Here is a 21,576-nt window from a genome sequence, read left to right as displayed (position 1 = left end):
GGAGGTGATCGCGATGGAGACGATCGTGGGATGCGACATCCAGATGGAGTTCCGTGAGATCGGCCCGCTGACCGAAGCGGTCGTCCGGCTGAGGATGCACGACGGCACGGAGATGCTGGCTCAGGGCCGGGCCAACCGGAATCCCGACGACCCGGCACAGCCGAGGGTCGGCGAGGAGATCGCGGCGGCGCGGGCGCTGACCAACCTGGCCCACCGGCTGATCGGCAAGGCGGGTGGTGACATCGAGGAAGTCACCCACTCCAAGGCCCATTTGGTGATCTAAGGCCCCTTGAGGCGAAGGAGCGTCCGCGGCGGCCGTCCGCCGCGGCGGACGCCGCTGTGCCCGTACGCCAACGCTCCTGTGCCCGTACGCCGCCGCGGCCGGCGCCTCCTGCCCGTGCGCCCCTGTGCTCCGTTCCCCACCGTGCGCCCGGACATCGCCCGGACATGAGGCCGCCCACACGGGGAAGGGAGACCGGAGGGGGCATGCACCACAGGCTCCGGGGCACTCGACCCGCGGCCGGTGCCCCGGCCGACGGCTGACCTCGGGAGGTCGCTCATGGGTCCACGGAACGGTTCGGCTCCTCGGCGTACGACGGCATCGCGACCCCGCTCGCTCCGTCCGCCGGTCTTATCCGTCCTGCTGGTCGGCGCGCTGGCCACGGCCACCGCGTGCGGCAGCGACACCGGGGACGGGGATTCCGCGCGGCGCGCCTCGTCCGTCACCTCCGCCTCCTCCGCCGCGCCACCTTCGTCCGCCCCGGCGGCCTCCTCCGCCGCTCCCGGGAGCGGGACCGCGTCCGACGGACCGTCCGCCTCGCACACCGCGCGGTCCGCTCCGCCCTCGGCGCACCCGGCGCCCTCGCGCGCCTCCTCCTCGCAGCCCGCCGCGGCGTCCGGGGCCCGCCGCGTCTGCTCCCGGACGCAGCTGACGCTGTCGGCCGGCCGGGTGGACGTGGGCGCCGGCAATGTGCATCTGCCCCTGGTGTTCACCAACACGTCCGCCACCACCTGCACCCTCACCGGATATCCCGGGGTCTCGCTGCTCGACTCCGGCGGCTCCGCGATCGGCGACCCCGCCACCCGGCGCGGCCCCACGCGCTCCACGGTCACCCTGCCGCCCGGCGGCAGCGCCTCCGCCGACCTGCACACGCTCAACGAGGGCATGACCGACACCCCGTGCCGGCGCGCCCCCGAGCGGATCCGGGTCTATCCGCCGGATTCCTTCGACGCGATGAAGACCTCGGCGCGCTCCTTCCGGGTGTGCGGAGGCGTCTTCGAGGTCGAGGCGGTGCGCTCCGGAACGGGTGGGTGACACCGGCATATCGAGGCGCGTCCGCGTGCGGGGAAGTGTCCGAAAATCTTGATGGGGCGGCCGCCGACTGGCCGTGTTCACCCTTTCGCAATCAAGAGGGGTAGGCCACCATGGGGATGCCTCATAGGAGCCGGTAGGGAGCGTCCGGAGGGGGACGGTGTCATGGAGCGGGTCGCGACCGAGGTCGAGACGGAGCTGCTGGACCTTTCGGGGGCGACACTCGCAGACCTCGAGCGGCACGAGGGGCTTTCCGCGGTGACGGAGCGGCTGCTGGACGTCGTCCAGTTCCCGCCGACGGTCAACGGCAACTCGTCGGCGTCGAACGTCTGTGTGAGTTAGGCGGCCATGGCGTTCTCCGCCACACGAGGTCGTAACCATCGTTTGTCGGCGGAGGGTTTCGCCGAGTTGGCGCGGGGTTCGGGCGGCCCTGCGGCCGTGGCCGAGCTGAGGTCGGGACAGCGCAGCCGGGCCATGCTGCTGCTGCGCGCCCTGGTGGACATCGCCCCCGCGCACCCCGCCCTGCCCGGCCCACTCCCCTCGCCCCGGCACGCCTGGCACCTGCTGATCGAGGCCGAGCGCCGCTCTCCGGCCGCCGTGGAGGGGCTGCTGCTGCACCCCACCGTGGGAGTGTGGCTCAACCGCTGTCTGCGCAGACTGCGCGGGCTGGAATCGGGAAACGAACCGCTGTGGAGCACGGTGGGATATCTGCATGCCATGGCCGCCTCCGCCGCATTGCTCGCCGGAATCGACTTCCGTATCGCCGTCCCGGTGCGCGATCGCGGGGTGATGCTGCCGGCCCTGGGATTCGCCCGCATTCCCCATGAGGCCGATGTCGTGGAAGTCGTCATGACCGATCGGAAGGCGGCGGTGTTATCCGGCCCCCATTCTGTGACGCTGCCCGCCGACTTCTCCGCCGAGGCCCCTGGTTGGTACGGTCTGCGGCGACTGCGCGGAGAACACCGGGGAATTGTCTGCGCACCCCTTGTCGATGACATCGATCCCTATCGCGATTTTCTCCGGATCCGAGGTCCGGAGCGGCTCACCGACGGAGAACGGGCGGACTGGCAGGAACGATTCGACAGCGCCTGGCGGCTGGTCGCCCAACAGCCTCATGTCGATCCGGGGGGAATCGGCGCCTGCCTCACCTCCGTCGTGCCCGTGCCCTATGTGGCCTGGCCCGAGCCGTTCAGCGCCTCCTCACCCGAGGCGTACGGATGCGTGCTGCTGGGCGGGGCCACGGACGCGCTGGCCCTCGCCACCGCGCTGGTGCACGAGGCCCAGCACATCAAACTCAGCGCCCTGATGGACCTGGTGCCGCTCATCGAACACGGGCTGGAGGAGGTGCACTACGCGCCCTGGCGGCTGGACCCGAGGCCCCTGCGCGGACTCCTCCAGGGCGTGTACGCGTTCCTGGGCGTGACCGGATTCTGGCAGGACCGCATGCGCCGCGCCGAGGCCGGGCCGGCCCGGTCCACCGCCGCGTTCGAGTTCGCCCTGCGCCGGGCACAGACCTCCGCCGGGCTGCGCACGCTCCTCAGCCACGCCCAGCTGACGCCCACGGGACGGGAGTTCCTGCACCGGCTGGAGGAGCGGCTGGCCGAGTGGCTCGTGCGGCCCGTGCCGGCCCTGCCGGGGCGCCTGGCGGCCGATCTGATCGACGACCACCGGATCGTCCACCGGATGCGCCATCTGCGGCCGGACCCCGGGCAGCTCGCCCGGTGGGCACGGGCCTGGCGGGAGCGGACCGCGCCGCCCCGGGAACCGCCGGGGACCTCGGTCCGGCCGGCCCCCACCGAGGCGCTGACGCGCCCCGCGCTCGCCCGGCACCGGCTCAGGGACCCGGCGGGGTTCGCCCGGCTGCGTGCAGGCGGGGGAGCGGGGACGCCCGATGGTGGCGACGCCCCCGACCGGGCCGACCTCGACTGGGCCGCGGGGGACACCGCCGCCGCGCTGCGCGGCTACCGGGGCCGGGTGGAGGCGGACCCGGAGGACATCGCGGCATGGGCGGGGCTCGCGCTCAGCCTGCCGGCCGGCACGGCCAGGACCACGCTGCTGAGCCACCCCGAGCTGGTCCTGGCCGTCCACCGGGAGGTGCGCACCGCGGCGGGCACGGGTCCCGATCCGGTGTCGCTGGCGCGGTGGATCGGCACCCGCACGCGCCGGTGAACGGCCCGCGGAGCGGCCCGCCCGAACGGCGACGCGGACGGTGGCTCGGAGGCGACGCGGTCAGCGGGTCGGACGGCGCCTCAGGTGGCGGCTCGGTGGCGACTCAGACGGCGATCGCCTCCATATCGCAGTCCGCCCGGATGCCCCGGGCCGCCGCGACCGTCGCCGGATGGCCGGCGGTCAGCACCTGGCGCATCCGGCGGAGCGCGTCCTGGTGCAGCTCCTCCGCCTGCCTGCCCTCGCCCAGCGCCCGCAGATCCGCCGACAGGTTGACCGCACAGGCGAGCGTCGTGGGATGGTCCGCGCCCAGCCGGGACCGGCAGGCCGCCAGGGTCTCGGTGTCCAGGTCGTGGGCCTCCTGGTAGTCCGCCAGGGTGTAGTGGTCGCTGGCCATGTTGATGGCGCAGGCCAGCGCCACGGGGTGGTCGGCCCCCAACTGCTCGACCAGCACCGGCAGCGTCTCCTTGTTCAGCGCGAGCGCCTCGTCCGTCTCGCCCAGCAGCCGCAGCGTCACGGCGAGGTCGGTCGCCGCGCTCATGGTGACCGGATGCCGCTCCCCGAGGGAGACGCGCATGTCCTCCAGGCACTTCCGGCCGAGCTCACGGGCGCCCTCCAGGTCGGCGGTCTGCCGCAGATCCATCGAGAGGTTCAGGGCCGTGGTGGTGATGTGGAGGTTGGGCTCGCTGTAGCGCAGCCGGTAGCGCTCCAGCACCTCCCGGCTGAGGTCCAGGGCGCCCTCGTGGTCGCCCGCCTTGCGACGCGCCACGGCCAGGTTGCGCAGGGCGTAGACCAGGATGGGCGCGTTCTGCGGGAGCACCCGGCGGGCGCGGTCACAGGTCTGCTCCAGCATGTCGCGGGCGGCCAGGTAGTCGCCGCTCTCGCGGACGTCGATGGTCAGGTTCGCCTCCACCAGGATGGTCAGCAGGGCGTCCTCGCCGAGCACCAGACCGGCGGTGCGCCGGGCGCCCTCGTCCAGCTCCCGGGCGCGTGCGTAGTCCCCCGCCGCGCGCAGCGCCACGCCGTAGTCGTTCGCGGCGGCGATGGCGTAGGGGTCCTCGTCGCCGAAGAGCCGCAGGGTCCTGGTCCAGCGGTCCTTCTCCAGCGCCACGGATCGTGCGTAGTCGCCCTGGTAGCGGGCGTCGACGGCGACCGCGCCCAGACTGACCAGGGTGTTCTCGTGGTCGTCGCCCTCGGTGGCGCGCTGCAGCTCCAGTGTCCGGCGGTTGAGCTCCCGGGCCTCCTCGAAGTGGCCGAGCACGGTCAGCACATGGCCCAGGGTCCGGGAGACGGCCAGCGTCTCCGGGCTGTCCTCGCCGAGCGTCTCCACCCATTTGCGCCGCACCTGGTTACCAAGGGTCAGCGCACCCTGGTGGTCCCCCCAGGTATAGAGGAAGCGGACCAGGTTCCGCACCATCTGCCGCACCCATTTGTCGTCGCACTCCATCGCGCGCGAGGCCCGGACATGGGAGAGGAGGTCGGCGTACCGACCCCAGTTCGGCGGGGAGACTTCATTGGGATCGCCGAAGGCCAGCAGCACATGGGCGCTGTGCCGCATGTCCGCCTGCTGCTGCGGGGACATCTGGCCGATCAGCACGGCCTGCACCAGCCGGTGCATCTCGATCGTGTTGCTGCGGTGGTTGATCTTGATCAGGGCGTAGCGGTTGATCTCACGGATCGCGTGGCCGAGCTTGATGGGGTCCTGGAGCACCCCCGACAGCTCGGGGGAGAGGGAGACGCCCCGCACCCCGGAGAACAGCCGGCGGGAGATCGGCTCGGGGGCGAAGAACGAGCACATCTGGAGGAATTGGAGGGCGCCGGGATGGGTTTCGGCGAGCCGCCGCAGCGACATGTTCCAGGCGGCGGCGACCGGTTCGGGATAGTCCACCGGAACGCCCGCCGCCAGCAGCTCGCTGCGGCGGGTGGAGACATCGGCCCGCTCGTCCTCGAAGACCTGGAGATACTCGTCGACCGGCATACCCGTCTCGGTGAGCCACGCCGCCGCCTGCTCGATGGCCAGCGGCAGGTCCCCCAGCGCGTCGGCGACCCGGTCCGCCTGGTCGCGCGGCAGCTCCGGCCCCCGGCGGCGCAGCAGCTCGATGCTCTCCTCCCGCTCGAAGACGTCCACTTCGACGGTGCGGGCGGCGCGCGACCACTGCGCGTTCCTGGAGGTGACCAGGATCCGGCCCGGCCCGCCGGCGGGGAAGAACGGCCGCACCGTCTCCAGCTCCTCGGCGTTGTCGAAGACCAGCAGCCAGTTGCGGCACGGGCGTCCGGTGCGCAGCGCGTCGAGCACGCTCGGCACGGCCGTGTTGGCCTCCATGCCCGCGTGCAGCCCGAGCCGGTCGGCGAGCTGGACCAGCGCCTGGCGGATCTGCTCGGGGCGCTCCGCCGGGATCCACCACACCGCGTCGTAGTCGGCGGCGTGCTGATGGACGTACTCCAGGGCGATCTGTGACTTGCCCACCCCGCCGAGCCCGTGCAGGGCCTCGGGCAGCACGGCGGCCGTGCCCTCGCTGCGCAGCCGCTGGTGGAGCGTGTCGAGCAACGACTGCCGCCCGGTGAAGTTGTTGTTCCGGGGCGGTACGTTGCCCCAGATGGCCGGGGGTTCCCCGGCGCGGCGCTCCGCCGCGGGCAGGGACCGGGCAGCGGTCACGGACACGAATGTTCCTCTCGGATGCTCCCCCGCCGGGCCCGGCGTGCCGTGCGCCGGCGGGGATGGTGAATCGTCGGCCTGGGACAGCGGATCGGCTCGGGGAGTCGTGGAGTCAGTCATCCCAACCGCCTCGGAGACCACATGTTTTCCCCTGTGTGATGCGTCTTCAACTGGATCGGGTCGGCTTTCCCCCGAGCGGACGAGCGCCTGATGGGCCAGGACCAGGGCGCGAAAGGAGCGCGCACCTTCCAGATACGGTCCGGAGAGCGCCTGGTAGACCTGCTCCTGAAGGCGGATGTACGGCAGCAGGCGCTCCGTCCTGGGCAGGTCCCGCACCGACCCTGAGGGGTGGTTGAGCAGATCGCGCAGCATCAGCAGCGGTTGCCAGCGGCGGCCCAGCCGGTCCAGGACGCTGCCGAGGATGTACAGCGACTCGTCCCGCAGCCCGGCGGACAGCAGCAGCTCCCGTACCCCGTCGTGGAATTCGTAGCCGATGCCCGTCTCGTCCAGCGGGTCGGCGGTGGCCACCTTGCGCAGCAGCCCGCCCAGCAGGATCTCGGCCAGATCGCCGGGGCTGCCTTCCGGCTGATGGATCCCCTGGACGAACTCCATCACGGGGATGTTCAACGGGGCGGCGGCCAGCCGGGACGCCAGCCGGAAGGCGCTCGGCGAGGCGGTGGCGCGGAACCGGAAGACGCGGTCCCAGGCGCTCGGTTCCGGTTCGGGCTCCCAGCGCTCGGCCGGCGCGCCGGGCAGCAGTGCCATCGTGTCCTCGCCGCGCACCGACGGCCGGGCCACCAGCCGCGCCCAGTTGGCCATCCAGCGCGCGTCCAGCTCCAGCACCGGAACCGGCGGTGCGCCGCCCGGCCAGGGGCCGCCGTCCGCCCGCCGCCAGGTGCCGTTGGGCGCACCCGGTTCGGGCACCCGCACCCGCACCCGCTCCGGGGCCACACCGGTGTGGTGCCAGCGGCCCTGGCGCAGGACGTGCAGCACCGCGACCGACGCGTGCCGCGCCCAACGGGCCAGCGCGCGCCGGGCGCTGTCGTCGGCCCAGGCCGCGCCGATGCCGTCGGTCAGCACCAGCACCGTCCGCTTGCCGCGCGGCGGCATGCCGTCGACCGGCGATCGGTCCTCGGACCACGGATGGTCGGTGTTCACCCGGTGCACCCGCACATCCCGGAAGGCTCCGGTGCGCCGAAGCACGGTGGCCAGACGCGCGGCCGTCCGCCGCCACACCACCATCGAACTGCCGCAGTCCAGCACCAGGACGGCGTCCATCCAGCGCTCGCGCACCGGCACGCAGGCGGGCACCCACAGTCCCTCGCGTGCCGCCCGCTCGGCCGTGGCCTCCTCGTCGACCTCCGTCTCGACCGGCGAGGGCGAGGTGCGCTTGAGCGGCCGCAGCGCCCGGGACAGGGCGCGCTCGGGCAGCGGCGGGGTATCGGCGGACGGCCGGCGCACGGGCGCGAAGGTCTCCGCGACGGTCACCGGCTCCGCCTCACCGGGCGACGCCGCCACGCCGGCCAGCTCCGCGGGACGGGGCGGCGCCGGGCCGGTGGGCCCGTCCCCGCCCTCGGGCACCGGCCGCTCCCCGGCAGGCTCCGGAAGCGGTTCGCCGGAGGGCTCGTCGGGCCGTTCGCCGGACGGTTCGGCGCCGGGCGGCGGAGGGTCCGCCTCCGGTGTGCCGGGGAGGGGGCCGGGGGCCGGCCGTCCGGGGCCAGGGTCCCGTCCGGCCGTGCAGGCCGCCAGCCACAGGGCGTCGGCCAGCTGTCGCCAGTCGAGGTCCCGCGGACCGGGCCCGGCGGGCCTGCCGCCTGGGTCATGTGTCATGTCGAGCCCGCTGCGCTGTCCAGCCGGTGCCAGACGGCTTGCAGCAGCTCCTCCCACTCGGGCCCCGGACCATGTGACTGGGACGTCACCAGGTACACCGCGTTGAGCAACTGGTCGGCGGCGAGCCCGCCTTCGCGCTCGCTGCGCTCGACGAACATCTGGATCAGCTCCCGCGCACGCGGATCGTCGGCCCGTCCCAGATGCGCGGCTACGATCGCGGCCAGCCGGTCCGCGTCCGGGTCGGGCAGCCGGAGCTGGAGACAGCGCCGCAGGAACGCGGGCGGGAACTCCCGTTCGCCGTTGCTGGTGATGACGACGACGGGGAAGGCGCGGCAGCGCACCCGCCCCGAGGCGATGACGGTACTGCGCTCCGGATCGTCGGTGAGGACCGATACGGCCGGGCGGCGCCTGCGGATGCGCACCAGCTCGGGAATGGTGTACTCGCCGGTCTCGAAGATGTCGAGCAGGTCATGGGGCAGGTCGATGTCGCATTTGTCGAATTCGTCGATGAGCAGGACGCGGGGCAGCCGGTGCGGCAGCATCGCCGTGCCCAGGGGGCCGAGTTGGAGGAAGTCGCCGATGTCCTCCGGTCCGGGTTCGTGCGTGTCCCCCTCCGACGCCTGACCGGCCGCGGCGGCGTGCACCCGGCCGACGGCATCGTAGCCGTACAGCCCGGACCGCAGGGTGGATCGCGTGGTGATCGGCCAGCGCAGCACCCGGCCGAGGCCCAGTTCCCGGCTGATGCGGTACGCCAGCGTCGACTTGCCGGTGCCCGGACGGCCCGTCACCAGAAGGGGACGCCTCAGGATCAGCGCCGCGTTGACCAGATCGGCCTCCTCCGGGTCCGAGCGCAGGCCCAGGGGAGCGGTGCCCATCCGCCGGGCGGTGTCCTGTTCGTCCTCCGGCGGCGCCGGGGGCTCGGCGGGCGGGTCCTCGGGGTCCGATAACGCGCCGGGCGCGCCGTCGCCGTCCACCGGGCAGGCCGAGACCCCGTCGAAGGTACGCCACGGGGGCGGCGGCGGAAGGATCTCCTCCAGGCTCACATCGCGGAGCGGGCGCCCGGTGCCCTGGTAGATCCACCAGGGGCGGGGTATCCCGGACGGCGGCGCGCCCGAGGCGGCCGCATCAGGGTGGATCTGTCCGTTGTGCCGTCGCGCAGGCTCTCCGTCGCTCATCGAGCACCCACCCCCTCGTCCGGCCCCGTCATGCGTCCTTGCGGTTCCACGGGGCGGGTCGGGTCGTCCCAGACGAGCACCACATGCTGCCCGAGGTGGTGCTCCCGCTCCGCGGCGTCGATCGTATGGGCGTCCAGACGTAACTCTGTCACGGCTTCGCGGAGCCGTGCCAGGTCCCCGCTGGCGTCGGCCGGTTTTTGTCTCAGGCGCTCGACGAAGCGGGGGTCCCGGACCCTCCGGCCGTCCCAGGCGACCAGCGGGATCCCGGCCCGCCAGGCGGCCAGCGCCTCCGCGCTGCCCTCGGGGGTGGTGCCCGGGGGCGAGGTCAGGACCAGGGCGACCACATGCGGATCGGCCTTGAGCCGGGCCAGCAGGGCGGTGGGGTCGCCGGAGCGCGGACTGTCCGGGTCCGCGCCGTCCACGACGAGCTGTCTGGCGCGCTCGGGCTGCCGCTCGAAGAGGTTCCAGCGCTGCTTCCACTCGCGGTGCCAGCGTCTGGTCCGGCTTCTCTCCAGGCTCCGTACGACCACCGGGTGGTCCATGTACAGCGGGGTGGGAAGCTCGCTGTCGAGCTCCAGACGCCAGCGGTGGACCGGCAGATTCAGGTCATCCGGGCCGAGCATGAACTCCACGTGGATCGCCCGTGCGTCGTCCCACTCCTCGGCCGCCTCGTACACCAGCGTCTGGACCGCCCGCTCCGCCGTCTGTGAGGTGACCTGGGCGACCGGGCCGCGGACCGGATGCCAGCCGGTCGGATCGTACTGGTACCAGGACGAGAGCTCGTAAGCCCCCGACTCCTCCCGCGGCAGCAGCCGGATCACCAGATAGGCGTCCACCGGCCCGGCCGGGGCGGCGTGCCCCACCTGCTGACGCAGCGACCGCAGCTGGGGCGTCAGACCCAGCTCCCGGGCCTGCTCATCGGCCCATTCGCGCAGCTCGTCGGCTCTGCGCAGCGGACGCGCGGCCGCCGCGAGGTACTCCACCAGGGCGAGCTGCGGCGGCAGCCCGCCCGGCTGCGCGTTCATCCGGCTCAGCACCTCGAAGGCGTGCCAGGGGCCGGTGACCGCCGGGACGTCCTGGAGCGGGCCCGCGGCCATGCGGCACAACTGGCCGAGCTGCTCGACCTCCAGCTCCTCCAGCAGCGACCGCAGCTTCGCGACGGCGGCCCCAGGCAGCGCCGGACGGGCCGTCATCTGCTCCATGACCGAGTCGAGCCGCTTCATGGCGTCCTCGTCGGCCGCCGCCAGCACCGCGAGGGACGCGCGTAGCGCGTGCATGACCCGCGCGTTCTCCAGGCATTCGCGGGCCAGTTCCACCAGGAAGTAGTCGGTCACCCGGTGGGCGCGCACGGGCAGGCTGGTCATCTCCAGCTCCATGGCGACCAGATCCAGGCACAGCGAGCGCAGATCCGGATCCGTCAGACAGCGGAACTCCTTCAACGCCGTGACGAGGTTGCCGACCGATTTCAGGCCACCTTCCCCCATGACCGCCATGCGCTGCCCTCCCCCGAGGCCGCATCACCGGTCCCCGCCGCCGATGATCCCGCCGGAGCCCTTCCCCCACACGGGCGCCACCCGCCCGGACTCCGGACAACTTGTATGCCCCGCGAGCCTCTCCTGACACCCCGGGGCGAGGATGTCCGCGGCGCCGCCCGCCGCCCCCGGACGGCCCCCGCCGCCTCGGCGACACCTCCCGGCGACCGGCCCGGGGAGCGTACCTCCGCGCGGTGGCGAGCCGTCCTCGCGGGGCCCACCTGGACGCTTCCGGCGGCGCCGGGTGACGGCCGCCGTCCCTCGGCGGCCGGGGCGAGCACGGACCCCCGCGCGGAAGGTTGGCCGCCGGGACGGGAGGGTGAGAAGGGTCACTCCAGACCCAGCTCCTCGACCCGCCGGGCGAGTTCGGCGGCCGCCGGATCGTCCGGGGCGAGCACCGCGACCACCTCCACCAGCTCCCGCAGCGCCCGGCGCGCCTCGCAGGTGCGCAGCAGGGACAGGGCCTCCGGGCGGCTCGCCGACTGGCGGCCCACCGCGGTGCCGACGGTGGGCAGCTCATCGAGCAGCTGCTGCCAGCGGGCGGGCGAGGTCATCCCGGACACGGCCAGCAAGGTGTCCGCGAGACCGCCGAGGTCGTGGATGGTCAGCCGCTGTCCGCGCGGTACGGCGGCCCGGGGCGGCGTACGGGCGGCGGACGGCCGGGCCGCCGGTGCGTCGGGGGCCACCGGGAGCCGGCCGATCAGCTCGAAGGCGAAGGCGGCCGCGTGCCGGGACGCCACGGGCTGCCAGCGCTCGTCGTGCGCCTCGCCCTTGTCCCCGAGCAGATCCGAGACGCCACGGATCACCAGCGCGTCCAGATGCTGGTTGACATACGCGCCCGCGAGGAAGCCGAAGCCCTCCATGTCCACCGCGAGCGCGTCCCCCGCGCCGGCCGCCAGCCTCAGCCCGACGTCCGAGCGCTGGTGCGCCACCACCCGCCCGCCCGCCGCGAGGGGTTTCACATGGGCGCGGGGGCGCGGGGCGCCGTCCCCCGGGGGGATCCGGCGCTGCCATGTGTCGCCCGCCGCCACCAGCCGGGCCAGCTGCACCAGGCCGTACGCCGACTGATAGGTCTTCTGCCGGGGCAGGAACCCCGTCTCGGTGTCCTTGCCGGTCTCGTAGTCGTACACCGAGTCGGCGGCCACCACATCCCCCAGCGCGACGTCCTTACGGCCGCCCGCGACCCCCACGAACAGCACCGCCCGGGGCGCGAAGAGCGCCGCGGCCCGCTCGACCGAGGCGGCGGCGCCCGGATTCCCCGGACCGGTCATATGGAGGGCGACCGTCCGCGCGGCGGGCCCGTCGCGGAACACGCCCAGCTCGAACAGCGCGCCCCGCTCCGCCCGGTCCGGGCGCGGATCCTCCAGATGGGCGCGGACCGCCCGGTACTCGACCTCCAGCGCGGTCAGGACCACCACATCGGCCCGCGCCGCCACCCCGTTGTCACCAGCGCCCACGTATCCCCCTAGGGCCTGTCGTCAAAGGAGGCGCCCTGCTCCCGGCGCCTGGCACGGCCGCTCGCCGCGTTGTCGCATCACCCAAGCACCCAAGTACGCCCGGTACGAGGGCGATGCTCCGCCTGGGACAGCCTCCGGCACCACCTTACGGACCCGACCCGCCCCCGTGCGCCCCATGGCTCAGGGCCGGCGCAGATCCGCGTACAGCACGATCTGCACCGCCAGCACGGCGACCAGCGCCACCTCCGCCACCGACACCGCCAGCAGCACCGCCCGCACCGGCTCCGAGGTCCAGTACACGGTGAGGGCGGCGATCGGCGCCACCCCGAACAGCAGCAGATCGGCCGCGAGCTGAAGCCGCTTGCGGGAGACCCGGCGGCCGTCGTCGCGATGGGCCCGCTCCCAGCCGAACACCGGTGGCCGGCCCGGAGCCGCCCGCGTCCCCAGCCGCGGCCCCAGATCCTCCCGGACATACCGCCCGATGGCCGATATCTTCTCGTCGTTGACCAGATACGCCCAGCCCAGCAGCGTCGACGCCGGGGGCAGCAGCAACAGCAGCTCCGGACGTCCGTGCCCCTGGAGGGAGAAGGTGATGATGGCCGCCATCGAGGCGAGCGTCGCGTAGAGCAGATTGTCGCGGAACCCGATCCGCGCCCGCTGTTCCTCCTTCACCTGCTCGTACTCCACGATCAGCAGCCGGTCCGCGGCCGCCTCGCCGTCGGTGCTGTCGTCTCGCGTCACCGTTCCCCCTCTGTGACCGCGTGCCGGATTCGTCGTCACCGGCCCCCGTGGTGACTGTTTCCGCCCCTACGACTGGTTTATTCCGTACGCCCGCGACTTCCGGTACCGCCATGACCCGGCCGCCGCGCGGGCCGCCGGCCCGGTGGGGCCGCGGCGTGCCGAAACCCGTTCGCGCAGGGGGGAGTTGCCGAGCGGCGCGGCGCGCAAGATCGTCGGACGCGGCCGACATCCACCCCCCGGGCGTTCGCGGTGCACCGTGAAGCACCATCATGGACACCCCCGTACCCAGATAACCGTTAGTGAGATGACTGCAATGCCTCTCGGACTGCTGCGGCGCAGGCGCACCAAGCGCCCGGACCGTGGACCAGCGCTCCGGATGCCCATGCCCGTGGGCGCCGGAGCCTTCAGCTGCGAGGTCCTGGATCCGGTCGGCGAGCCCATGGGCGGCGTCGAGGTGACCGTCACCGAAACGCGTGGCGCCGCCCGTACCGTGGCCAGAGCCACCACCGATCCGCACGGACTGTTCCTCGCCACGCTCGAGCCGGGGACGTACACCGTGCTGGTCACCGGAAGCGGTCTCCAGCCCAACCGCTTCACCGTGGACATCGCCCCGGGCCAGTGCGAACCGGCCCGCAGGGTGCAGCTGGAGCCCTCCCAGCAGCTGGAACTCCCCCCGCCCGGCACCTGGCTCTTCGACCCGCCGCACACCGCGATCCGGTTCATCGCCCGCCACGTCGGCATGGCCAATGTGCACGGCCGCTTCACCCGCTTCCGGGGCGGTATCCACGTCGCCGAGCGGATGGAGGACTCCCGCGTCGAGGTCGTCATCGACGCCTCCAGCATCAGCACCGGCAACAACACCCGCGACAACCACCTGCGCTCGGCCGACTTCCTCGACGTCGAGAACTACCCGGAGATCCACTTCGTCAGCAACCGCTTCACCTGGCGCAGCGGACCCAAGTGGACCATCCAGGGCCCCCTCACCATGCACGGCGTCAGCCGCTCGGTGACCCTGGACACCACCTACCTCGGCGCCGTGAACGGAGGCTACGAACAGGAACTGCGCTGCGCGGCCCTCGCCACCGCCGAACTGCACCGCGAGGACTACACCCTTAACTGGCGGAACATGCTCGCCCGTGGCATCGCCGTGGTCGGCCCCACGGTCAAGCTGGAGTTCGACATCCAGGCGATGTACCGCGCCCCCGACATGCCGACGCCGCCGGAGTGATCCTCCGGTCCGAAACGGCGGTGGGGCGGGCCCTGTGGTCCGCCCCACCGTTGTCTCGCATCACGTGCGGAGCACGGCGAGGACGAGCCACCGGATGATCCGGCCGGCGCATAGATTGGGCTCGTCCATCGAACGACGAAGGCGGTTGATCCCATGAGCCTGTACGACATTCCCCTGCGCACCCTCACCGGCGAGCCGACCTCCCTCGGTGAGCATCGCGGCGCGGCGCTGCTGGTGGTCAACGTGGCGTCCAAGTGCGGTCTCACCCCGCAGTACGAGGGGCTCGAGCGGTTGCAGCAGCGCTATGCCGGGCGCGGGTTCACCGTGCTGGGCGTTCCGTGCAATCAGTTCGCGGGGCAGGAGCCGGGGACCAGCGAGGAGATCCAGACGTTCTGCTCGACGACCTACGGGGTGTCCTTCCCGCTGCTGGAGAAGACCGATGTCAACGGCGAGCAGCGGCATCCGCTCTACGCCGAGCTGACGCGGACGCCGGACGCGCAGGGCGAGGCGGGGGATGTGCAGTGGAACTTCGAGAAGTTCCTGATCTCGCCGGCCGGTGAGGTCGTGGGCCGGTTCCGGCCGCGGACCGAGCCGGAGGCGGCCGAGGTGGTCACCGCGATCGAGGCGCAGCTCCCCCGGTGAGAGGCGCGGCTTCCCCGGTGAGGTGAGCCGGGACGAGGGCGGGTGAGGGGCCACGGCCGCCTCGCCCGCCGGGCCGGCTCCATCGCCCTGTCACATCGCACCCGGCTCATCCGTCAAGACGGTGTGGCCCGCGACGGTGCGGCCCGCGACAAGGGGATGTGAGCGATGAAGAACAACCACCTTCTGGCGGAGGGCTTCGAGGCCCACCGCGGCCATCTGCGGGCGGTAGCCTACCGCATGCTGGGCTCGCTGAGCGAGGCGGACGACGCGGTCCAGGAGGCATGGCTGAGGCTCAGCCGCTCCGACACCGGCGCGGTGCAGAACCTGGGCGGCTGGCTGACCACCGTCGTCGGCCGGGTCTGCCTGGACATGCTGCGCGTCCGCACCGCCCGGCGCGAGGAGCCACTGGGGGTGCGCCTCCCCGACCCGGTCATCAGCGGCGAGGGCGGGCCCGGCCCCGAGGACCGCGCGCTGCTGGCCGACTCGGTCGGCCTCGCCCTGCTGGTCGTCCTGGAGACGCTGGCCCCGGCCGAACGGCTGGCCTTCGTCCTGCACGATCTGTTCGGTGTGCCGTTCGACGAGATCGCCCCCATCGTCGACCGCACCCCGGCCGCCGCCCGTCAGCTCGCCAGCCGCGCCCGCCGCCGGGTGCGGGGCGCGGCCCCGGTCCCCGACGCGGACCTGGCCCGGCAGCGCGCGGTGGTGGACGCCTTCCTCGCCGCCGCGCACGAGGGCGACTTCCAGGGGCTGATCGCGCTGCTCGACCCGGATGTGGTGCTGCGCGCCGACTACGGCGGCGCGGCCGCCCTCGCCCCGCGTGAGGTGCGGGGCGCGGCAGCCGTGGCGGACCAGGCGCTCACCTTCTCCCGCCACGGCGGCACGGGTGTGCTCACCCGGCCCGCGCTCGTCAACGGCGCCGTGGGCGTGGTCGGCTCCCGGGCGGGGCGGCCGTTCTCGGTCCTGGCCTTCACGGTCGTGGACGGGAGGATCGCGGCGATCGACGTGCTGGCCGACCCCGCACGGCTGGACCGGCTCGACCTGACCGGCCTGGACTGACGCCGCCCGGACGGACGGGCCGTGCGGAACGGCCCGTCAGCCCACCCGTCAGGGGCGGGCGCGGTGCGGTGTACCCGTCAGGGGCGGGCGCGGTGCGGTGTACCCGTCAGGGGCGGGCGCGGTGCGGTTCGATGACCGTGACCCCGCTCCTGGCCCCGGACGCCATCGTGGCCAGCGCCTCCGGGGCCTCGTCGAGCCCGATGACATCGGTGACCAGCAGATCCGGCCGCAGCGAACCGGCCTCGACCATCGCCATCATCGGGCCGTAGGCGTGCGCGGCCATGCCGTGGCTGCCCAGCAGCCGCAGCTCCAGTGCGATGACCCGGTCCATCGGGATCATCGGCGTCCCGGCGGCCGGTGGCAGCAGCCCGACCTGGACGTGGCGGCCGTGGCGGCGCAGGCTCTTGATGGACGCCGCGCAGGTCCGCGGCGAGCCCAGCGCGTCGAGCGAGAGGTGGGCGCCGCCGCCCGTGGCGTCCGCGACCGCCTCCGCCACCGAGCCGAGAGTGGACGCCGCGTCCACGCACACCGCCGCGCCGAACCGGTCGGCCAGGGCGAGCGCTCGCGGGGAGATGTCCACTGCCACCACCCGGGCCCCGGCCGCGGCCGCGATCATCACGGCCGACAGCCCCACCCCGCCGCAGCCGTGCACCGCGACCCACTCGCCCGGGGCGACCCGGCCCAGGGCGACGACGGCGCGGAAGGCGGTCGCGAAGCGGCAGCCCAGACCGGCGGCCGTGGTGAAGGACAGCTCGTTCCGCAGGCCCACCAGGTTCACATCGGCGTTCTCGATCCCGACGTACTCGGCGAACGAGCCCCAGTGGGTGAACCCCGGCTGCGTCTGCCGTTCGCACACCTGCTGGTCGCCCTCCGCGCAGGCGGCACAGCGCCCGCAGGCGCAGACGAACGGCACGGTGACCCGCTGCCCCGGCCGCCAGTTGAGGACGCCGGGGCCGACCTCCTCGATCACCCCGGCCAGCTCATGGCCGGGCACGTGCGGCAGCCGGATGTCCGGGTCGTGTCCCATCCAGCCGTGCCAGTCGCTGCGGCACAGCCCGGTCGCCTCGACCCGGATCACCGCGCCGCGCGGGGAGGGAGCGGGATCCTCGACGCTCCGGACCTCGGGCCGGCGCCCGAAGTCGTCGAACACCACAGCACGCATGGACCCGCTCCCTCGCTCGAACACACCCCCCATGGCCCGAATGTCCGGGCGGGCCCTAGAACCTACACCACAACCGGCCGGTATCAGCCCTTGCGGATGGCCCCCACCGACGGCGGCTCCGCGCCCCGGCCGGTGCCCCAGGCCGACGGCTCGGTGGACAGCCGGTGGGCCAGTTTCCCGCCGTGCGCGACCTGGTCCCAGTCCAGCCAGGTGCGCGCCACGTTCCGGCCGTTCAGCGAGACGCTCCGCACATAGCGCTTGGCGTCGCTCGCGCCCGGAGCGGTGACGGTCAGCGTGCCGCCCTGCCGGGTGCCGTAGTGCCCGACGCGGACCACCGCCGAGGCGAACTGCGGGCTGGACACGGCGAGGAAGTTGCCGCCGCTCATCGTCGGGTACAGGCCCAGCGAGGAGAAGACGTACCAGGCCGACATCGTGCCGAGGTCGTCATTGCCGGTCATCCCGTCCGGCCCGGTGGTGAACAGGGTCATCGCCGCCCGCACCGCGGTGGCCGCCTTCGCGGGCGCGCCCGCCCACAGATACATGTACGGCGCATGCAGATCGGGTTCGTTGTTGGGGTTGTAGGTGGGCTTGCCGTAGTAGTCGTAGGGGGCCGAGATCCAGTCCTGGCGGGCGGTGCCCGACGGGTCGGTGAGCAGCTTGTCGTAGACGAAGAAGTCGTCCAGCCGCCGCTCGGTCGCGCGCCTGCCGCCCATCAGCTCCACCAGACCGGCCGGGTCCTGCGGCACCAGCCACTGGTACTGGTAGGCGCCGCCCTCGTGGAACTGCCGGCCCGCCGCCACCGGGTCGTACGGGGTCACCCACGCGCCGTCGGCCGTGCGCGGCCGGAACTGCCCGATCGACGGGTCCCACAGCGTGCGGTACGTCTGGCCGCGCTCGGCGAACATCCGGGCGTCGGCGCGGTGTCCGAGCCCCCGGGCCATCAGGGCGAGCGCGGCGTCCGCGGCGGAGTACTCCAGGGTGGCCGACGCGGGGTGGACGCAGTCGTTGTCACCGCCCTTGTGGGCGCAGTCGGTGCCGAGCTCCAGTCCCGAGGGGACGTAGCCCAGCTCGCGGTAGTAGTCCATGCCGGAGCGGCCGTTGTAGGGCGAATCGGCGGGCGGGGTGCTGGTCGCGTTCTTCCTCAGCAGCGCGTACGCCTCCTCCTCGTGCCCGGCCAGCAGGCCCTTGGACCACGCCTCGACCAGGAACGGGGTCACCGGGTCGCCCGTCATGATGTTGGTCTCGCTGTTGGCCAGCGCCCAGCGCGGCAGCCAGCCGCCGTCCCGGCCGATGCCGACGACGGACAGCGCGACATCGCGGGCCACCCCCGGTTCCAGCAGCTCCAGCAGCTGGTTCTGCGGCCGGTAGGTGTCCCACAGCGAGAAGTTCTGGTACGGCGTGTAGCCCGAGGCGGTGTGCGTCGCACCGTCGAAACCGGTGTAGCGGCCGTCCACGTCGCCCGCCACATTGGGGTGCAGCTGGGCGTGGTACAGCGCGGTGTAGAAGGCGCTGCGCCGCTCCTGGGTGCCGCCGCCGATCCGTATCGCGTCGAGCTTCTCCCGCCAGGTGTCGTGCAGCGCGGCGCGGGTGGCGTCGAAGTCGTAGGAGTCCCCGGTCTCCGCCGCGAGGTTCTTGACCGCGCCCTCCGGCCCGGTGTACGACAGCCCGACCTTGACCACGACATCCCGGTCCTGGGTGGTGTCGAAGGTGGCCCAGGCGCCGTTGCCGCCCTCTCCGGCCGCCTCGCGGGAGCCGGGGGTGGGGGTGGTGCCGCGCCAGGTGCCGTAGGAGGCGAAGGGGCGGTCGAAGGTGGCGGTGAAGTAGACGGTGTGCTGGTCCTTCCCGGCGCAGAAGTTGCCGGCCCGCACCCGGCCCTCGACGGTCCGGTCACCGACCACGCGGATCTCCGAGTCGAACACCTTCTGGTTGGCCTTGCCGGTGTTGAACAGCACATTGGCCGCGCCGGTGGCCGGGAAGGTGTAGCGCTGCCAGCCGGTGCGCTGGGTCGCGGTCAGCTCGGCGTCGATGTCGTAGCTCTTCAGGCCCACCCGGTAGTAGCCCGGGGTGGCCTCCTCGTCGTCGTGGCTGTAGGTGGAGCGGTAGTGGTCCGGGTCGACGTCGGTGACCGCGCCGGTCGTCGGCATGATGGGCAGCTCACCCGCCACCCCGCAGCCGACGCCGGACAGATGGGTCTGGCTGAAGCCGTGGATGGCGTTCTGGTCGTAGTCGTAGCCGCCCTGACCGCCGGTGTCCGGGCTGACCTGGACCATGCCGAACGGGGCGCTCGCCCCGGGGAAGGTGTTGCCGAAGTTCTCGGTGCCCACGAACGGATGGACCAGCGAGGTGGGGTCGGCCGGAGGGGCGGCGGCCGCCGCCCCTGGCGGTCCCAGCAGACCGCCGCCCAGCAGCGCCGCCGTCATCACGCCCGCGACCGTGCCCGCCGCACGGGCACGGATTCCACCGATCAGCGACCGCATGGGACGCACCTCCGTTTGACAACGTTGTCTGACCAAGGTCGCGAAACTTTGGCACGGGGGCAGGGTGGTGTCAATGGCCCCTGCGCGGACGGTTTTTCGGCACCGCCCGCGCACGGCCACGGCGCTATCGCTTGTCGCGCTGTCCGTCGGCGAGCCGGCGGGACGTCGTGGCGGCGCCCGCACCGCGCTGGGCCCGCTCGGCCAGGCTCGGGAACAGCCCGCCGAGGGCGCTGCCCAGGCGCAGCTCCAGCGGGGCCACGTTCACCTCGGCCCGGTTCCGCTCGATCGCCCGGACGGTCGCGGCCGCCACCCGCCGGCTGGAGATCGTACGGACCCCGGCGGGGGTGGACACGCCCGCTTCGGCGAACATCCCGGCGTCGCCCACGAATCCGGGCTGCACCAGCGAGACCCCCACCCCCGTGCCGTGCAGGTCCTGCCGCAGCCCGAGGGCGAACCCGCGCAGCCCGAACTTGGCCGCGTTGTAGAGCGCGGCGCCGGGGGAGGCGGTACGGCCGGACAGCGAGCCGATCATCACCAGGTGGCCGGACCCCGACTCCACCATGCGCGGCGCCATCATCCGGGACAGCAGCATCGGCGCGCGCAGATTGACGTCCAGGGCGCGGTCCAGCTCCTCCGACCGGTACTCCAGGACCGGGCCGCTGGAGGGCAGGGCGGCGTTGGCGATGAGGATCCGGGCCTCGGCCGCCTCCTCGACGAGGCGCTCCAGATCGGACCGTTCGGCCAGATCGGCGACGATCGCCCGGCCGCCCAGCCGCTCGGCCAGCGGTCGCAGCACCTCCTCGCGGCGCCCGGTGAGCAGCAGCCTGGCGCCCTTGGCCGCGAGCGCGCGGGCCAGTGTCTGCCCGATGCCGCCGGTGGCCCCGGTGAGCAGGACGGTCGTGCCGCCGATCCGCATGCGATTTCCTCCGGTGCACGGTCGAGTACGTGCCGGGCACGGTACTGCGGATACGCTCCGCGCCGGGCACGCACCCCGCCTTTCGTCCCCGCGCGATGCGCCCGCGGCGGTGTGCCGCCCGGCCCTCCCGCCGCCCGCCGCTGGGCGCGCGCGGGTCGGCGTCCAGCCGCCCGCCGTGTCTCCGGGCCGCCGCCTCCGGGCGCGGACGGGCTGCGCGCAGCCCGTCCGCCGCGAGGTCGCCCGTCACCAACGACCCCGGGCAGCACACCTAGACGAGTAGTTCCGAATGCGGGGTTCACGAACGCGGGGAGGGTGTCCAACATCGGGTTGTGACGACCGAGTTAGACACCCTCTTGACCGCACTGTATGTGCACATCGACGACCGCTTGAAGACCTCGCGGTGGCGTGGTCGGCCGCCCCGGCTGACCGACGCAGAACTGATCACCCTGGCCGTGGCCCAGGCCATGCTGGGCTTTCACTGCGAGGCTCGCTGGCTGCGCTTCGCCCACGCCCACCTGCACGGGCTGTTCCCCTACCTGCCACAGCGGCCCGCCTACAACAAGCGTCTGCGGGCCGCCCTGGGTCTGGTCAAGCAGGCCATCCGGTCCCTGGCCAGCGACTGCGACCTGTGGCTGGACCCGGTGTGGATCGTGGACTCCACGCCCGTTGAGTGCGCTCGCTCGCGTGAGACCGTGAAACGCTCCGACCTGGCTGGATGGGCCAACTACGGCTACTGCCGATCCCACTCACGCTTCTACTGGGGCCTGAAGCTGCACCTGGTGTGCACCCCGGCCGGTCTGCCCGTCGCGTGGGCTCTGGCTGACCCCAAGATCGACGAGCGGCAGGTGCTGGCCGCGCTGATCGACAATGAACCGCACCTGGCCGCTGACCGTCCGGGCCTGCTGATCCTGGCTGACAAGGGCTACATCGCCGCCGAACTGGACCGCTTCCTGGCCGCCCGCGGCATCCAGCTGCTACGGCCCTCCTACCGCAACCGCGGCACCCCGCGGCCGGGAGAGGGCCTGCTCAAGACGGTGCGCCAGCTGATCGAGTCGGTCAACGACACCCTCAAGGGCCAGCTCGACCTGGAACAGCATGGCGGCCGGACCATCGAAGGCGTCGGCGTCCGCGTGGCTCAGCGGATCCTAGCGATGACCTGCGCGATATGGCAGAACCGCAGCATCGGCGCACCCATCACCCGCTCACTGATCGCCTACGACCACTGA

The 21,576-nt window shown here is 73.1% G+C and carries 16 protein-coding genes; 8 read left to right on the top strand and 8 right to left on the bottom strand.

All coding sequences use genetic code 11. From position 1 onward, the window contains the following. Window positions 1-13: 13 nt before the first annotated feature. From PS467_RS04785 to PS467_RS04770, 4 genes are all read left to right on the top strand, one after another. Window positions 14-283, top strand: a complete 270-nt coding sequence (locus tag PS467_RS04785; protein ID WP_030825263.1) for a DUF1876 domain-containing protein — start codon at window positions 14-16, stop codon at window positions 281-283. A 276-nt stretch (window positions 284-559) separates the two neighbouring features. Next, window positions 560-1,315, top strand: coding sequence for a DUF4232 domain-containing protein (locus tag PS467_RS04780; RefSeq protein WP_311034139.1), 756 nt, complete (start codon window positions 560-562; stop codon window positions 1,313-1,315). A gap of 162 nt (window positions 1,316-1,477) precedes the next feature. Further along, complete coding sequence (locus PS467_RS04775) at window positions 1,478-1,654, top strand: hypothetical protein (RefSeq protein WP_311034138.1); 177 nt, start codon at window positions 1,478-1,480, stop codon at window positions 1,652-1,654. A 96-nt stretch (window positions 1,655-1,750) separates the two neighbouring features. Next, window positions 1,751-3,481 (top strand): aKG-HExxH-type peptide beta-hydroxylase, encoded by a 1,731-nt coding sequence (locus PS467_RS04770; protein WP_311034137.1) that lies wholly within the window; start codon window positions 1,751-1,753, stop codon window positions 3,479-3,481. Window positions 3,482-3,584: 103 nt separating this feature from the next. Here PS467_RS04770 and fxsT read toward each other — a convergent pair whose 3' ends face one another. From fxsT to PS467_RS04745, 5 genes are all read right to left on the bottom strand, one after another. Beyond that, on the bottom strand, window positions 3,585-7,964 hold the full coding sequence (fxsT, locus tag PS467_RS04765) for an FxSxx-COOH system tetratricopeptide repeat protein (protein WP_311034136.1): 4,380 nt from the start codon (window positions 7,962-7,964) through the stop codon (window positions 3,585-3,587). After that, entirely contained in the window at window positions 7,961-9,139 is a 1,179-nt protein-coding gene (locus PS467_RS04760) for an AAA family ATPase (RefSeq protein WP_311034135.1), read from the bottom strand. Before PS467_RS04760 ends, fxsT begins: the two co-directional genes overlap by 4 nt. Then, the gene (locus PS467_RS04755) at window positions 9,136-10,632 is read right to left on the bottom strand and encodes a VMAP-C domain-containing protein (protein ID WP_311034134.1); all 1,497 of its coding nucleotides are present in this window, start codon (window positions 10,630-10,632) and stop codon (window positions 9,136-9,138) included. The genes PS467_RS04760 and PS467_RS04755 overlap by 4 nt, the downstream gene beginning before the upstream one ends. Window positions 10,633-11,000: 368 nt before the next feature. Continuing rightward, the gene (locus tag PS467_RS04750) at window positions 11,001-12,128 is read right to left on the bottom strand and encodes a phosphorylase family protein (RefSeq protein ID WP_311034133.1); all 1,128 of its coding nucleotides are present in this window, start codon (window positions 12,126-12,128) and stop codon (window positions 11,001-11,003) included. A gap of 180 nt (window positions 12,129-12,308) precedes the next feature. Next, a complete protein-coding gene (locus PS467_RS04745) occupies window positions 12,309-12,869 on the bottom strand; it encodes a hypothetical protein (RefSeq protein ID WP_311034132.1) in 561 nt (186 codons plus the stop codon). Window positions 12,870-13,182: 313 nt separating this feature from the next. Between PS467_RS04745 and PS467_RS04740 the strand changes: the two genes are divergently transcribed. From PS467_RS04740 to sigJ, 3 genes are all read left to right on the top strand, one after another. After that, window positions 13,183-14,097: a YceI family protein gene (locus PS467_RS04740; RefSeq protein ID WP_311039761.1), complete on the top strand. Its 915-nt coding sequence runs from the start codon at window positions 13,183-13,185 to the stop codon at window positions 14,095-14,097. A gap of 153 nt (window positions 14,098-14,250) precedes the next feature. After that, window positions 14,251-14,739 (top strand): glutathione peroxidase, encoded by a 489-nt coding sequence (locus PS467_RS04735; RefSeq protein WP_268970181.1) that lies wholly within the window; start codon window positions 14,251-14,253, stop codon window positions 14,737-14,739. 165 nt (window positions 14,740-14,904) lie between these two features. Further along, window positions 14,905-15,795: an RNA polymerase sigma factor SigJ gene (gene sigJ, locus PS467_RS04730; RefSeq protein ID WP_268970180.1), complete on the top strand. Its 891-nt coding sequence runs from the start codon at window positions 14,905-14,907 to the stop codon at window positions 15,793-15,795. A gap of 106 nt (window positions 15,796-15,901) precedes the next feature. Here sigJ and PS467_RS04725 read toward each other — a convergent pair whose 3' ends face one another. From PS467_RS04725 to PS467_RS04715, 3 genes are all read right to left on the bottom strand, one after another. After that, window positions 15,902-16,957: a zinc-dependent alcohol dehydrogenase family protein gene (locus PS467_RS04725; protein WP_268970179.1), complete on the bottom strand. Its 1,056-nt coding sequence runs from the start codon at window positions 16,955-16,957 to the stop codon at window positions 15,902-15,904. Between the two features lie 83 nt (window positions 16,958-17,040). After that, window positions 17,041-19,434: a GH92 family glycosyl hydrolase gene (locus PS467_RS04720; protein ID WP_311034131.1), complete on the bottom strand. Its 2,394-nt coding sequence runs from the start codon at window positions 19,432-19,434 to the stop codon at window positions 17,041-17,043. Window positions 19,435-19,558: 124 nt separating this feature from the next. Beyond that, window positions 19,559-20,350: an SDR family NAD(P)-dependent oxidoreductase gene (locus PS467_RS04715; RefSeq protein ID WP_311034130.1), complete on the bottom strand. Its 792-nt coding sequence runs from the start codon at window positions 20,348-20,350 to the stop codon at window positions 19,559-19,561. A 329-nt stretch (window positions 20,351-20,679) separates the two neighbouring features. Between PS467_RS04715 and PS467_RS04710 the strand changes: the two genes are divergently transcribed. After that, window positions 20,680-21,576 (top strand): IS982 family transposase, encoded by an 897-nt coding sequence (locus PS467_RS04710; RefSeq protein ID WP_311034129.1) that lies wholly within the window; start codon window positions 20,680-20,682, stop codon window positions 21,574-21,576.

The sequence above is a fragment of the Streptomyces luomodiensis genome (genome assembly GCF_031679605.1).
GTDB classification, from domain to species: domain Bacteria; phylum Actinomycetota; class Actinomycetes; order Streptomycetales; family Streptomycetaceae; genus Streptomyces; species Streptomyces luomodiensis.
Note: the sequence above shows the minus strand (reverse complement) of the source record. Positions and strands in the feature narration are given on the sequence as shown.